13 protein-coding genes and 1 pseudogene are annotated in these 14,551 nt (G+C 41.3%); 3 read left to right on the plus strand and 11 right to left on the minus strand.

The annotated features are described in order from the left end of the window. Positions 1–100 precede the first annotated feature (100 nt). The 8 genes and pseudogenes from UYI_RS0121165 to fdxB form a co-directional block, all read right to left on the minus strand. Complete coding sequence (locus UYI_RS0121165) at positions 101–310, minus strand: hypothetical protein (RefSeq protein ID WP_016868672.1); 210 nt, start codon at positions 308–310, stop codon at positions 101–103. A 166-nt stretch (positions 311–476) separates the two neighbouring features. Further along, on the minus strand, positions 477–944 hold the full coding sequence (locus UYI_RS0121170) for an ArsC/Spx/MgsR family protein (protein WP_016868673.1): 468 nt from the start codon (positions 942–944) through the stop codon (positions 477–479). A 253-nt stretch (positions 945–1,197) separates the two neighbouring features. Beyond that, a complete protein-coding gene (locus UYI_RS0121175) occupies positions 1,198–1,809 on the minus strand; it encodes a cysteine dioxygenase family protein (RefSeq protein ID WP_016868674.1) in 612 nt (203 codons plus the stop codon). Positions 1,810–1,914: 105 nt separating this feature from the next. Further along, positions 1,915–2,403, minus strand: coding sequence for a hypothetical protein (locus UYI_RS0121180; protein ID WP_026086086.1), 489 nt, complete (start codon positions 2,401–2,403; stop codon positions 1,915–1,917). A gap of 80 nt (positions 2,404–2,483) precedes the next feature. Next, positions 2,484–3,086, minus strand: a pseudogene (locus UYI_RS0121185) (cytochrome c oxidase subunit 3); the annotation flags it as partial. 66 nt (positions 3,087–3,152) lie between these two features. Then, positions 3,153–4,826, minus strand: coding sequence for a cytochrome c oxidase subunit I (gene ctaD / locus UYI_RS0121190; RefSeq protein ID WP_016868677.1), 1,674 nt, complete (start codon positions 4,824–4,826; stop codon positions 3,153–3,155). A 114-nt stretch (positions 4,827–4,940) separates the two neighbouring features. Next, positions 4,941–5,900, minus strand: a complete 960-nt coding sequence (locus tag UYI_RS0121200) for a cytochrome c oxidase subunit II (RefSeq protein WP_016868679.1) — start codon at positions 5,898–5,900, stop codon at positions 4,941–4,943. A gap of 526 nt (positions 5,901–6,426) precedes the next feature. Further along, positions 6,427–6,720 (minus strand): ferredoxin III, nif-specific, encoded by a 294-nt coding sequence (gene fdxB / locus UYI_RS0121205; protein ID WP_009454789.1) that lies wholly within the window; start codon positions 6,718–6,720, stop codon positions 6,427–6,429. A 1,204-nt stretch (positions 6,721–7,924) separates the two neighbouring features. On the opposite strand from fdxB, the gene UYI_RS0121210 reads away from it, so the two are divergent. Beyond that, on the plus strand, positions 7,925–9,517 hold the full coding sequence (locus tag UYI_RS0121210; RefSeq protein ID WP_026086087.1) for a helix-turn-helix domain-containing protein: 1,593 nt from the start codon (positions 7,925–7,927) through the stop codon (positions 9,515–9,517). A 285-nt stretch (positions 9,518–9,802) separates the two neighbouring features. On the opposite strand, the gene UYI_RS0121215 is transcribed toward UYI_RS0121210, so the two are convergent. After that, the gene (locus UYI_RS0121215; RefSeq protein WP_016868682.1) at positions 9,803–10,450 is read right to left on the minus strand and encodes an acetoacetate decarboxylase family protein; all 648 of its coding nucleotides are present in this window, start codon (positions 10,448–10,450) and stop codon (positions 9,803–9,805) included. Positions 10,451–10,612: 162 nt separating this feature from the next. Further along, positions 10,613–12,529, minus strand: a complete 1,917-nt coding sequence (dnaK, locus tag UYI_RS0121220; RefSeq protein WP_016868683.1) for a molecular chaperone DnaK — start codon at positions 12,527–12,529, stop codon at positions 10,613–10,615. Between the two features lie 399 nt (positions 12,530–12,928). Here dnaK and UYI_RS0121225 point away from each other — a divergent pair, with 399 nt between their 5' ends. Together UYI_RS0121225 and dusB are read left to right on the plus strand one after the other, a co-directional pair. Continuing rightward, a complete protein-coding gene (locus UYI_RS0121225; protein ID WP_016868684.1) occupies positions 12,929–13,153 on the plus strand; it encodes a hypothetical protein in 225 nt (74 codons plus the stop codon). 36 nt (positions 13,154–13,189) lie between these two features. Continuing rightward, the gene (gene dusB / locus UYI_RS0121230) at positions 13,190–14,191 is read left to right on the plus strand and encodes a tRNA dihydrouridine synthase DusB (protein ID WP_016868685.1); all 1,002 of its coding nucleotides are present in this window, start codon (positions 13,190–13,192) and stop codon (positions 14,189–14,191) included. A gap of 188 nt (positions 14,192–14,379) precedes the next feature. Here dusB and UYI_RS37025 read toward each other — a convergent pair whose 3' ends face one another. Then, positions 14,380–14,532 carry a hypothetical protein gene (locus UYI_RS37025; RefSeq protein WP_157226374.1) on the minus strand — a complete coding sequence of 51 codons (153 nt, stop codon included), beginning with the start codon at positions 14,530–14,532 and terminating at the stop codon, positions 14,380–14,382. Positions 14,533–14,551: the final 19 nt, after the last annotated feature.

The following is a 14,551-nucleotide window of genomic DNA, read 5'->3' on the forward strand; positions in this document are numbered from 1 at the left end:
TTTTCAAAGACTGACCTCAAAGCCAATGGCAGAAGGGACAGTACCCAAGAACCCCTCCCCAACCCTAAGCGAAACGGGGAGGGAGTAATACCGTTTCACTTTAAGGTTGATACTCTGAGGGGGTGACAAGGGGGATGTAACTTAGGCTTGGCTTGCCTTTCACTTTAATCACTGCTGAAAAGATGAGAATTAATTGAGCGCGATCGCGCTTTGTGAAAATAGGAGTTTTGAGTGCTGATGAATAAGAAAAATCTTGCTGTTGCTTTTTATCTTTGAGGGCGTCCGTCACCTGAAAGGCTTGCCCTGCCACAAGTTGACTGCGGTTGTCACCCCCTCAGGTTGATACTATGGGAACATGTAGAGACGCGCTGTTTGAAGCGTCTGGGAGCGGGAGAGTGGGGGAGTTATTTGTATCAGGATTTTCGTGAAATGGTATTAAGCCGCTACGCCTCTACACACCCATTTTCAAGCTAGGTCTAATGCTGGCAGGAACCTTGTTTATGTCCATGTCCTTGTCCATGCTTGTGAGAACAGCTTTGCAAATCCTGATTCTTCAGCTTGTCGGTTATTTCCTGAAGAGTCTCATCCTTAGACTTTAAGCCAATCCAAGCATCGATTTTTTCCGCATCAAAACCCACCTCACGGCGATCGCCTACTTCCATCAACGGACGGCGAATCAACAGTGGATCTTTAAGCATCATAACTAAAGCTGTTTGCGGATCTACTTTTTCGGGAATGATCTCACCCGATTGTACACGGGGAGCAGCACGGTTAAACCATTCGGCTACAGGGCGATCGCCAAAAAATGAGTGTAGACGTTCAGCCGTCCAAGGTTCTGTTAAGAGGTTATACGCCACCACTTCATGACCTGCGGCTGTCAGCAAAGTTTTTTGTTTTGTATTGTTCTTACAGCCAGGTTTTTCATAAAAAATCACCCTTGCCATTGCAGTATCTCCTATATTTAACAGTTATCAGTTAGAGACGCGAGGAACATCGCTTCTGTACAGTTATCAGTGTTTCTTAATATTCACTGTTCACTGATTTCATGTAGTCTGATACGCAAAAACTTTTCCCCTCTACTGCAAAAGACGATAAGTTCGCAGTAAGTCTTAAGCGCTCACTACAAACCACTATCACAATTAAATTTTAATTAAAAAGCAAAAATATTTGCTATTAAAAATTATTGCTTTATATCAATTAAAAATTTTTTGCCGTATGAGAAATTACATTATACTCAAAACGCTGCTTTGGATCAGTTTCGCCATAAATATTAAAAGTAACTGTTGGTTCATTACCTAGTGCTTCCACACAATGAATTGTATCAGGTGTAAAACTGATAATATCACCAGGTAATAAAGTTAGCTCTCCTGTTTGTTCAATTTTATCTATAAATTCTTGGCTGGGATCGCGACGCCAAAATGTATTTTTTTCTTGCCCCTTTAATAAAGCTACCACACCCCAAGTGCCATGATTATGAATATTAGATTTTGTACCTGGTGCAAAAGTAACTGTTTGCAATGTCAAAGGAAAACCTAATTCATCGTAGAGAATTAACACCGATGTTCCTGTTTTTGGACAAGGTTCTAAGTATTGACTTTGCACCCAATAAGAATTTACTAATAATCGCCTGACTAATATCTGAATTTCTGGCAAGCGACTAGTTTCATCTTCAACATCATTCAGAATATCTTCTAATTCAGTCAAGAATCGATAAAGGCGATAATTATCTCTAAGTAAGTTCCATGCTCTAGCCGATTTACAAGCTTGATACTGTCCATCTCCATTGACATGCCAATCTCTATTTTTCATGGATTACACTGAATATAAATTATAAATATGACTAAAATAAAGTTTTAGAAATCGAACAGAGATGAACACCGATGCACACAGATAAATCATCGGTATTCGTTCACATCAATCCTCATCTTCTTCTGCGGCTCGAGTCAAAATATCAAGTAAAATTCCAGCGCCAAAATCGTTCTTATCATCTATAGATTTAACTTGAGTGCTAATTTCTTTAGCTTTTTCTAGTTCACCGAGTTTTGCTAACACTAATCCGGAAGCCGCATAAGCATTTAAATACAATCGAATTTGTGGGTCTTCTTTGCGTTTAATTAATATTGATTGGAGTTGTTGCCAATCATCAGGTAAGTTCTCAGCTACTTTAATTTTATCTATAACTTTAACAGCAGTTTGCAGTGCCATTTGGTAATTATATTTGTAATAAAAATATCTATAAGCTGCTATCAAAACTTCTAAATTATCCCCTGTTTTGCCTAAAGCTTGATTCATATACTTTTCAGATTCGGAAGTATTTTCCCAATTCTCAGCCGCTAAAATTAGTAAATTTTTTATCTCCTCTGGTACTTGAAACCAAGAAAACCTTTCTGTGTCGATTTGCATAAAAATTTCCTTTGGAAATGTTGGTTGTTGTTTGTTGGTTGTTGTTTGTAACAATCAACTACCAACAAACAACTATTTCCCTAAAACAAAGTCAGAATGTACAACAGTGTGAAGAGAATAATCCAAATAATGTCTACAAAATGCCAGTAAATTTCTGCCATCTCAATGCCAGTATGTTTATTGGCACAATAGTGACCAGGACGACGCGATCGCCACAATACACCCAAAATTAACAGTAGTCCCACAAACACGTGCAAACCGTGGAACCCAGTCATAATATAGAAACAATTGGCAAAGACATTAGTCGTCAAACCATATCCCAAGGTCATGTATTCATAAACCTGGCCCGCCAAGAAAATCGCACCCATGAGTGCAGTCAGGATATACCAAAACCGCATTCCTTTGAGATTATTCTTTTTAATCGCCGTATCACCAAAGTGAATGACGAAACTACTAGAAACCAGAATAATCGTGTTAATTGTCGGTACTAATAACTCAACTTCCGTTCCCTCCGGCGGCCAAACTTCTGTGCTTCCGCGAAAAAACAAATAAGTAGCAAAAAACCCGCCAAACATCAAAGACTCCGAAATGAGGAACGTCAACAATCCCCAAACTCGTAAATCCTTATGTTCCTCATGATGACTTGGACTAGTCGTTGTTGCGATCGCCATATCTTTTATTTGTTGATAGTTGGTTGTTGATGGTTGGTTGTTAGTTGTTGGTTCTTACAAACAACTAACAACTAACAACTATGAATTAGCAGCAACTGGCTGAACTTCACCATCATGGCCATACTCATAAGGGCCATGACTCACCACAGGTAACACTTCCCAATTCTCAATTGCAGGCGGTGAACTAGTTGTCCATTCCAAAGTCAAAGCATTCCAAGGATTATCACCCGCTTGCTTCCCACCGATCCAACTCCACAGCGCATTGATCGTAAAAGGAATCACCGATATCCCCAAGATGTATGCACCAATCGTACAAATTTCGTTGAGGTGGGTAAATTGCGGATCGTACATCGCTACACGCCGCGGCATACCTTGTAATCCCAACTCATGCATCGGTAAGAAAGTCAAATTCGTACCAATAAAGGTCAAGATAAAATGAATTCGGCCCAAAGTTTCATTCATCATCCGTCCAGTGATCTTGGGGAACCAGTGGTAAATTCCCGCGTAGATACCAAACACAGAACCACCAAACAACACATAGTGGAAGTGGGCGACTACATAATATGTGTCATGGACATGGACATCAAAGGGTGCTGTTCCCATCGTCACACCACTTAAACCACCCATCACAAACATCATCAATAAGCCGATCGCAAATAGCATGGCGCTGGTAAAGCGGATTTTACCACCCCAGAGGGTAGCCACCCAACCGAAAATCTTCACGCCAGTGGGAACCGCAACGATCAGGGTAGATATAGTGAAGAACATCCGCATCCAACCGGGTGTGCCACTGGTGAACATATGATGCACCCAGACGAATAAACCCACAACACAAATCGCCAAACTAGAATAAGCGATCGCTTTATATCCAAATATTGGTTTGCGCGCATGGACAGGAATCACTTCGGACATAATACCGAAGATAGGCAGAATCATTAAATAAACTGCCGGGTGAGAATAGAACCAGAACAGGTGTTGATAAATAACAACGTTACCGCCTGCATCTGGTTTAAAAAACGAAGTCCCAAAGTTGAGATCAAACAACAGTAAAACCAACCCTGCTGCTAACACTGGTGTAGATAACAGTGCTAAAACAGAAGTTGCCAAAATTGCCCAGCAAAATAGGGGAACTTGATCCCACTTCATGCTGGGAACCTTCATAAATAGGATGGTGACGACAAAGTTTAGCGAACCCAAAATTGAGGAAGTTCCCACCAAGACAATGGCAAGTATCCACAGTGATTGGGCAATTGGTGCAGTTACCAAACTTAATGGTGGGTAAGCCGTCCAACCAGATTGGGAACCACCAAAGAAGAAACTAGCTAAAATCAGCAAACCTGCGGGTGGGTTCAACCAAAAAGCGATCGCATTCAGTTTTGGGAAAGCCATATCCCTAGCACCCACCATCAGCGGTACTAGGAAGTTGCCAAATCCTCCAATCGCACTCGGAACAATCCACAAAAAAATCATGATCGTTCCGTGATTGGTCATGAAAGCGTTATACAAATTTGGGTCAAGTAAATCTGCATCCGGTGTCGCCAACTCAGCACGCATGGCTACAGCCATCAGTCCACCGATGAGATAAAACAAAAACGCCGTCACCAAATATTGAATACCGATCACCTTGTGGTCAACATTAAACGTGAAATAGTCATACCATTTCCACGCTTCGGGGTGATGATGAGTAGTGCCAGCAACCACAATCGTGGCTTCCTTGCCAGGTGGTTGATTCCGTGGTATTTCGAGAGTCATAATTTTTCTTTCTTTGTTGTTTGTTGTGTGTTGTTTGTTGTTTGTTGGTTTTTCCAATCAACACCAACTACCAACCAACAACTATTGACCATTGACTGGGAAAGAGATTAGAGACTATTTCCCGATCCCCATCTTCTGTACATAAGGGGCGAGAAACTCTGATACAGATAAATCAGCGGGATTAACTGCCACAGCTTGTTTTAGTTCTTGCTGCTGTTGGGCAATCCGGTTTTCTGTCAACCAGCTTTCGTATTCTTCGGGAGTATGAACTACTACCTGTGACCTCATGGAACCGTGATAACCACCACACAGTTCTGTACAAACTACAGGGTAAGTACCAACTTTAGTAGCGACAAACCTGAGTTTGGTAGGAATACCAGGAATTGCATCTTGTTTGAGGCGGAATTGCGGCACCCAAAACGAGTGGATCACATCTGTAGAGGCAAGGTTAAGTTGTACATCAGCACCCACAGGTACGTGTAACTCACCAGCAGTGACACCACTGTCAGGATAGTTGAAAATCCAAGCAAACTGCATCCCCGTCACATCAACAACTAAGTCTGCCGTTTTGCCTTGTTCCTTAGCACCCGCACCAATGCCAATATTGGGGTCATTTGCTGGTGTTATCCCAGAAGCATCGCTAAGAGTAGCAGCAATTGCACTTCCCGGCATTTGGTGGGCAACATGAACTGGAGTGTGGTTGTGACCACCCGGTTCTAACCCTCCCATTCTGCTATAAACATCCACACTGTAAATCCCCAAACCAAGGACTATTATGGTTGGGATTGCCGTCCAAAATACTTCTAACGGTAAATTACCCTCAATAGGCGGCCCATCTGTTTCATCACCTTTACGGCGACGAAACATCACCAAAAAAATCAAAATTGTTCCTTCTACCACCACAAACAAAGCAGTGGCAATTGTCACCATCACATTAAAAAAACCGTCTACCAAAGGCGCTTGTTCTGATGCCTGCATTGGCAGTAGACTATGGTGTTGACCAACCCAAAGGCTGAAGAGTGTAATTAATACCCCAGCAACTAAGGTTAACAGTGAAACAGGAATTTGTTGCATACATGCCTGCTCAGAATAACGTCGTTCCAGGTGTAACTGTCGCTAAGTTGCAAGTGATAAACCAAAAGTTCAAACTAAAAAGAAATTGTTTTTGCACCATGAAGTGAACCCATTTATGTAGTAAGAGACTTCTCAATAATATTCAGCCTCTTTATTACTTATACGGTTTGTGTTTTGTCTTTTTACTTTTGATTTTCACTTGTTTTAACATGGGTTTGACATATGGTATCGTACCCTTGAAATCCAAGTTAAGTTACTTCTTAATTTTCGATGTTTTAACTATATAACTGGCAATAACTTAAACTTGTTTTAATTTGTTTTTATTTCCAGGTTATTTTATTTTAATAACAAACTAAAAGTAGTTAATTATTAACATTTTATATTTATAAAATTGTTTACCATGAACTATATTTAGATTCTCTCTAAATAAATATAGAGAATTCCCCTCTACTTGCGCGAATTATCTATAGAAATACTCTGCGCCCCTTTGCGTTTAACCTCGCTAAAATTTTACGCAAAGCTGTACCTAGTTATTCAATTCAACGTGAGTGTAACAATTTTTGGGGCAAATTCTGGAACAAGCACCACAGCCAATACAATTTTCTGGATGAGCAACCGTCATCACTTTCTTTTCAATTTCATCATCATCTTCATCATCTACAAATTCACCCTCTTCATTCATTGCTCGTAACAACAGCACATCGTGTCCACAAATTTTAAAACATCTGCCACAGCCAATGCATTTGTGTTCATCTATTGATTGGGCGAATTTGGGTGTCCAAGTTTTACCGCCAAATGTCAATCCTGTGAGTACTGCCATGAACTTAACCTACCGGAATTTATCTACAACTTGATTGGCGCTTAACGCTCATACTAACATAACTGTAATTATCTTTTTTTAATGTTCAAATATAACGATTTACATAGTTAAAATTCCATAACTTTCTGACAAAAAACTTGCTTTTAATATTATTTGTATTAGATGAAATTATTTACTAATAACGTTTATTTATTATTTACATATCAGTAACTAAATCATGACTAATAACTAATAAAAATTATCTTTAAAACATAAAAATATTTATTGAAAAGATGATATTTATTTGCAGTAACTATAAATAATAGCTAAAACAAATGATCAAAGTATTAGGAGATACAGAAGTATAACCAAAATATCGTCCACTACTTAAGTGCGGGCTAATAGCAAAAACCTGCCCAAAGTGGGTTTAAATGCTTATTTAATCGCTCTACTTTTAGTAGACTTAGCTTATATAGCATTCCTAACTCATTCGTGAAAAACAAGATCCCCGACTTCTGTTGAGAAGTCGAGGATCTGGGCTTTGCAATTCTTACATAGGATTGCTATATCATGTCCGCTAATTGCTTATCCAATAATTTACCGCATCACCGTTTCCCTGCATCAGTCTTGATGCATTCCCTATTCCCTGTTCCCCGTTCCTTTTTTTGCATAGAAGCAATAAAAATGTAAAATGATTAACAGAATAATAATTTTTGTTAAATATTAATATTATTAATAATCCAATTCTCACAGATGAGCAAAATATTAAAACACGTATCTTCTTGTCAAATCAAAAAACTACATATCCATGCTATCTCCTAGAATGAGATGCTATACAAACAACTGTACAGTATCTTTCAGCTTGTGATTGTTACTCTAGCAACAAACAAAGTTCAATAAGATGTTTCTCTTTGTAAAGAAGATATGTGGAAATTACTGAAAATGCAAAAGTTAACAAAAATTATCTTTCGCTCATGCTGAACAAACCTACAACAATTTCTGTGAAATGTATAGATAATTAAGAATTTAATTAGGCTCGGCTAGGTTATGAGCATAGAGTAACTTCCAATTGGATGAAAAGTCCAAATATGGATGTGGGTGGTTACGACGGCAATAAAAATCTATGTTTTGCCGTAATTGATGTGGTTGTGAGTAGTGAAAATAGGGGACACATCCAGGAGAAATCCGAGCCAGACATCTCAACGAGTACATTGGCAATAGCCTTATGCCTTACACAATACCTAATAATAGTTGCGTTGGATGTGACAACTGTCGTCCTCAATGTCCTACAGGTGCTATCAAACTGGAAAATGATCAATATTGGATTGATCCGTGCCTTTGTAACAACTGTGAGGGTTACTATCCTGAACCACAATGTGTGATAGCTTGCCCAACAAATTCTCCCATACCTTGGCAGGCTAAAAGAGGGAGATGCAAAGTTGACTTGCGAGAAGTAACCAGTCCAGATTTATTTTCCAACGGCAAGAGTAACCCCTTTGCTTCAGCAATTGTCATTTGGGAAGCTTGCAATTTGCTCTCCCAACGTACATCATTACCTTGGGAAACAGATGAGCAAGGAAACTTGTGCTATCGTCGTCAAGTAAATCAAGGCAAAGGAGCGATCGCATTTCATCTGACAAAATCACCTCAGAGTAGTGAACCTGTCACCAAATTAGAAGCCATAGAGACACTAGATATCAGGGCTGCTTGTCTACATCTAATATTTGCAGCATATGCAACAACCCTAGATCAGCCCTGGGAACAAGAATTTACAGTCGATGAACGCCAACTTGAGAAATACCTGGGCTTAGAAAAGCGCAAGGACTTAAGCAAAAACGTCAAGTTGACTTTGATGAACAACTTAGTCCAACAAGCTTGCTCACTCATCGTTTCCATTAACTGGCCCCAGCAAGGTATGCTTAAAGGCTTCTCCATCAAAGGAAGCCGTTTGTGGGAATTAGTCCAAGTTCAACGTCACTTTCAAGAAGATAATCTCGGATGTAAATATCTTGTTGGTTTAACCTTCAAAATTCGAGCTGGAGTTTGGGCGCAGTATTTCCTCAACAAACAAGCATGTAAGGAACGAACAGCATTTTATCAATACGGTAGTCTGCCAAAATCCTTATTAACTACAGTCATGAGCATTTGGCAGCAACACGAAGGTGCAGCACGACTAATGCTGTGGTTACTATTTAAAACCAAAATGGGGGCTTCTCAACGCATAACCGTTCCAACCTTAATGCGCGTTGCTTACGGCGAAGAGAAAATAGCCCAAGCGTGCAGACAAAGAGAAGAACGCAAACGCCTCCTGCGGACTTTTGAACATGATTTAGAAGTCCTCAATCACTACGGGATGAAATCTGTCTTTGATCCAGTCACCTACCCGCCCACAATCCAACCCTTGTGGGCGAGACTAGTTGATATTCCCGAAGATCCAGACGAAGCCTTAGAATTTTGGATTAACGACGGTAGCGGTACATCACGTCTGACAGACGTCAGCCCCCGTGGCAAATGGAACCTCTTAATGAATGCCCGCATTTTGTCCTTCAACCTACCACCAGACTGGGAAAAGCAAACAGGCGACTCCGAAAAAAAGCACCGAACCACAAAAAACAAAAGAAAAACCAAAACCACTGGTGATTTACTGGGCGAACAAATTTTACGGGCGCGCAAAAACCTCAATCTCTCCCAAAGAGAATTAGCCAAACTCGCAGGTAAAAGTCAAAGTTGGATTCGCGACATCGAAAAAGGCCGCCTCAAAGTCAAACTAGAAGACCAAGTAGTTTTACGTAAAGTCTTAGGTCTTAACTCAGCCTGAGTTTAATCCTTATCTACACCATCTTGATTTTCTTAAAAAAAATCAGCAACTAAAACTCAGTTGCTCTTCTCCAGGGTCATTACCGTAAATTTTTTCTTGCATTCATAGACAATCTATACATTACTTTTCTCTTCTTTACCTCTGCTTCCTCTGTGTCCTCTGCGGTTTATTAATAAAACTATTAGGTAGCAACGCCACGCTATTAAATTTTGAAAAATAGAAGATAAAGAGCGATCGCACTCTCTACAAAGACATCCTCAAACAAAATAAAATGCGATCGCCCTACTAAACTGCAACTTCCACAGTTTCTTGTCTCATCACTTCCGGTGCGCGTACTCTCAAACTCAGGCGATCGCAACGCACCGTTAAAAGTGGCTGACCCAAACCAATACCAGAAAAAGGACTTTCTGGCGGGACTTCTAACTGGGAACCAACAAACCCTAAATTTGATTCCGCTTCAAAAATATAACTCAGTAAATCAGAATTCTTTTTACTGAAACCAGACCCGCCTAACCACTGTCGCCACGCGAACCAAGGCTGCTTGTAGCTCAAGCTACACACTAACTTGTGGTTTTGCCGAACAGTAACGCGGTTATCATTTTCCCAGGTAAATTCAGCTAATTCCTTCGGTAGTCCCCAAATTTCTCGACCACCAGCTACCGAATCAGGATTATCTACATAAATATGAGAAACCCAACCACCAACCGTCCCCCGACAAGCTACTAAAGCAGGTATAACAATTAGTTCGCTGTACTCTAGCACTGACCCAGAACCATAATAAGACAAATACACACCACCAAATGTTTTACCAGGCCAGGGAGAGATAATTTCTAACTCAGAAGGTATAAGGTGGCGTACGCGGTCAATATTGAGCAAATGCAATGAGGCAATAGCGTAGCCTTGCAGTTTCCAAGGTGCTGGGGGGTATGACATTTGCATCTCCTGATCAATCAACTACTAACCACTAACTATTAACTCTCCAGAAAACAAAAAAATGACCACCCAAAGGTATACCTTGAGTGGTAATTGTTAAATTTGTTGTTTGTTAATTGTTGATAGTTGATTCCAATAACCAACAACTAACGACAATCAACATTACTTAGACTCTGTGAAATCAGCGTCAATCACATCATCACCGCCACCACCAGTAGAGGAGGAAGCACCAGCACTAGCATCTGTAGTACCAGTACCATCACCAGTTGCACCACCACCAGCTTGCTGATAGATATTGCTACCAACAGCAAACAACGCTTGTTGTAGTTCTGGCATTAGTTTCTTGATTTGCTCGTCGTCATCTTTGCTAATCGCATCGCGCAAATCTTTCACCAAACCTTCAACTTTGGTCTTGTCAGCAGCCGGGACTTTATCGCCCAACTCTTGCAATTGTTTTTCGGCTTGGTACGCCAAGGAGTCGGCTTGATTCTTGCGATCGATTTTCTCACGACGCTCTTTGTCGGCAGCAGCATTTTGCTCAGCTTCTCTTACCATCCGCTCAACGTCGGATTTATCAAGGGTAGAAGCACCTGTAATGCTAATGGACTGTTCCTTGCCAGTACCTTTATCTTTAGCGGTGACGTTTAAAATACCGTTGGCGTCAATATCGAAGGTCACTTCAATTTGGGGTACACCACGGGGTGCAGGGGGAATACCATCAAGACGGAAGGTTCCCAGACTCTTGTTATCGCCTGCCATTTCCCGTTCGCCTTGGAGGACGTGAATTTCTACGTTGGTTTGACCATCGACGGCGGTGGAGAACACTTCTGACTTCTTAGTAGGAATAGTAGTGTTGCGAGGAATAATCTTGGTCATAACACCACCCAAGGTTTCTACACCTAGAGATAGTGGTGTTACATCTAACAACAAGATACCCGTGACATCACCAGCAAGTACACCAGCTTGAATTGCAGCACCAACTGCTACCACTTCATCAGGGTTAACACTTTGGTTTGGTTCTTTACCTAACATCCGCTTCACCACGTCTTGGACGGCGGGGATACGAGTAGAACCACCCACTAGCACGACTTCGTCGATATCATTCTTGGTTAACTTAGCATCGCGCAGAGCATTTTCTACAGGGATACGACAACGGTCGATTAAATCAGAACAAAGTTCTTCAAACTTGGCCCGTGTTAGAGTCATATCCAAGTGTTTGGGGCCGTCTTGAGTTGCAGTGATAAATGGCAGGTTGATTTCAGCTTGGGTAACGCTAGAAAGTTCAATCTTGGCTTTTTCTGCTGCTTCTGTCAGACGTTGTAAAGCTTGTCTGTCTTTACGTAAATCAATACCTTCGTCTTTCTTAAATGCTTCTGCTAAGTAATCAACAATTTTCTTATCGAAGTCGTCACCACCAAGGTGGGTATCACCAGAAGTAGCTAGCACTTCAAACACACCGTCGCCTACTTCCAAGATGGATACGTCAAACGTACCGCCACCAAGGTCAAATACGAGGATGGTTTCGTTGCTCTTCTTATCAAAACCGTATGCTAGGGAAGCGGCGGTAGGTTCGTTGATAATCCGCAATACTTCAATACCCGCAATCTTACCAGCATCTTTGGTGGCTTGGCGCTGAGAGTCGTTAAAGTAAGCTGGAACAGTAATTACAGCCTGAGTTACAGTTTCGCCGATGTATTTGCTGGCGTCTTCTACTAGCTTCCGCAGAACTTTAGCAGAAATTTCTTCTGGTGCAAATGCTTTTCCTGCTTGGGGACATTCCAGTTTCACGTTGCCACCACTTTGGACAACTTTATAGGAAACTTCTGTTGCTTCGTTTGTAACTTCTTCGTAGCGGCGACCGATAAATCGTTTTACAGAATAAAAAGTATTTTCGGGGTTCATCACCGCTTGGCGCTTGGCGATTTGCCCAACCAAGGTATCGCCATTTTTGGCAAACGCCACAACTGACGGTGTTGTCCGAAAACCTTCCGCATTAGCAATAACCGTGGGTTTACCACCTTCCATTACTGCTACGCAGGAGTTTGTCGTACCTAAGTCAATTCCAACTACTTTTGCCATTGTAGGTGCTGGCTCCGTATAACTACAAATGAATGAATGGGAGTATAAGGGACTAATTTTTGAACTAACTGGTTTTTGAAAGCAGTCAGTCCAGCATCAATACCTTTGGTTTTTACTTGGGCAAAAACCCAAGTCTATGCTGATATATATACTGAGCCTGTGTAGCCAGTCCATGAAGGGTGGTTTTCCGAACCTTAGTAAGGGCGGTTATGCTTCATGTTTCTACTTGGCTCATATATTTATTGCCTTCACTTTGTCTAATGTATGAGAATTAATACTTCCTGAGATTCGGGTGAACCGTAATCTGATGGTCGTGTTTGCCGTCTTTTGGTTAAGTTATGATCATCGAGATGTGGGAAATACAAAAGCTTTTGATGAATGTGCGATCGCAAATGCATTATGTTTGGGTTAAGCGATTTGAAACAGACACGAGTTTATCAAGAAGCCAAGCAAGAAGGTAGGCAAGAAGGTAGACAAGAAGGTGCGCGTCAAGAAAAATTTAGAATGATACCTTTGTTGTTGAGATTGGGATTGAGTATAGAACAAGCAGCAAAAGAGTTGGATTTGAGTGTAGAAGAGGTTCTGCTAGAATCACAAAAACTATCCCAAAGTCAAGATAGTTAAATAAAAAATAACAAAATTTGCACCGAAACATTATTTATGCTTTCTCCCATCCTCAAAGCTAGACTCTCATCACCTTTAAAAGTTGGCAATTTTGAGGTGAACAGTCGGGTTTTGCAGTCGCCTCTTTCTGGGGTGACAGATTTGGTGTTTCGTCGCTTAGTACGTCGCTACGCACCAGATTCGATGATGTACACAGAAATGGTGAGTGCGACGGAGTTACACCATGTCAAAAAATTGCCAAAAATCATGGAGGTAGACGCCAACGAACGACCAATTAGCATCCAGTTGTTTGATTGTCGTCCCGATTTTTTGGCAGAAGCAGCGCAGAAAGCAGTGGCAGAAGGCGCAGATACGATTGATATCAATATGGGTTGCCCTGTCAATAAAATTACCAAAAAGGGTGGCGGTTCTTCGCTGCTGCGACAACCACAAGTCGCTGAGGCAATTGTACGGGAAGTTGTCAACGCTGTGGATGTGCCTGTAACAGTAAAAACTCGTATTGGCTGGAATGATGAGGAAATTACGATCCTGGATTTTGCTAAACGGATGCAGGATGCAGGCGCACAAATGATTACAGTCCATGCCCGGACTCGCACCCAAGGTTACAATGGTAACGCCCGTTGGGAATGGATTGGTCGTGTCAAAGAAGTGCTTTCGATTCCAGTGATTGCCAATGGTGATATTTTTTCGGTAGAGTCGGCGGTGCAATGTTTGGAAAAAACGGGTGCTGATGGGGTAATGTGTTCGCGGGGAACATTAGGTTATCCGTTTTTGGTGGGAGAGATAGATTATTTTCTGAAAACTGGTGAGAAGTTACCACCACCAACACCGATACAGCGTTTGGAATGTGCCAAAGAACATTTACAGGCGCTTTGGGAATATAAAGGCGATCGCGGAATTCTGCAAGCCCGTAAACATATGACTTGGTATGCAAAAGGTTTTGTGGGTGCAGCAGAGTTACGTGCAGAATTGAGTTTGATTGAAACGGTACACCAGGGTGTAGATTTAATTGATAGAACGATTGAGCAGTTAAATTAAAAATCGGCAACCGCAGGCTCAATTAACTCTACTCAACGGTAGTAATGTCTCAACAACACTTTTCCACCATCCAATCGCTACATCAACAACGACTAGGAAATCTTCTGGCATGATCTGCGTATGTACTTTTCTGGTGTACCATTTCCATTTGCTGCGGTTTTTGCTGCTATTCCACCATTGTGGTGCAGCTAAAATTTCCAGTATCTCTTGTAAAGGAGTATTGCGGCTACTAAATGCAATAGCGATCGCATTAATCCCTGCGGCAATTCAATGAGTATGCATTTGACACCCAAACCTTGGCAAAGCTGAGAAAATTTTTCGCGATCGCCTAAATTGTTCACAACTTATTCTAAAACTCGC

Origin of the sequence: Fischerella muscicola PCC 7414 (assembly GCF_000317205.1) — a bacterium.
GTDB classification, from domain to species: Bacteria; Cyanobacteriota; Cyanobacteriia; order Cyanobacteriales; family Nostocaceae; genus Fischerella; species Fischerella muscicola.

Excerpts from the sequence above, each read along its gene's own strand:
- UYI_RS0121170 (WP_016868673.1), bottom strand. The coding sequence starts at position 944 with ATGGCAAGGGTGATTTTTTATGAAAAACCTGGCTGTAAGAACAATACA.
- UYI_RS0121175 (WP_016868674.1), bottom strand. The coding sequence starts at position 1,809 with ATGAAAAATAGAGATTGGCATGTCAATGGAGATGGACAGTATCAAGCT.
- UYI_RS0121180 (WP_026086086.1), bottom strand. The coding sequence starts at position 2,403 with ATGCAAATCGACACAGAAAGGTTTTCTTGGTTTCAAGTACCAGAGGAG.
- ctaD (WP_016868677.1), bottom strand. The coding sequence starts at position 4,826 with ATGACTCTCGAAATACCACGGAATCAACCACCTGGCAAGGAAGCCACG.
- UYI_RS0121200 (WP_016868679.1), bottom strand. The coding sequence starts at position 5,900 with ATGCAACAAATTCCTGTTTCACTGTTAACCTTAGTTGCTGGGGTATTA.
- fdxB (WP_009454789.1), bottom strand. The coding sequence starts at position 6,720 with ATGGCAGTACTCACAGGATTGACATTTGGCGGTAAAACTTGGACACCC.
- UYI_RS0121210 (WP_026086087.1), top strand. The coding sequence starts at position 7,925 with ATGCCTTACACAATACCTAATAATAGTTGCGTTGGATGTGACAACTGT.
- UYI_RS0121215 (WP_016868682.1), bottom strand. The coding sequence starts at position 10,450 with ATGTCATACCCCCCAGCACCTTGGAAACTGCAAGGCTACGCTATTGCC.
- dnaK (WP_016868683.1), bottom strand. The coding sequence starts at position 12,529 with ATGGCAAAAGTAGTTGGAATTGACTTAGGTACGACAAACTCCTGCGTA.
- UYI_RS0121225 (WP_016868684.1), top strand. The coding sequence starts at position 12,929 with ATGTTTGGGTTAAGCGATTTGAAACAGACACGAGTTTATCAAGAAGCC.
- dusB (WP_016868685.1), top strand. The coding sequence starts at position 13,190 with ATGCTTTCTCCCATCCTCAAAGCTAGACTCTCATCACCTTTAAAAGTT.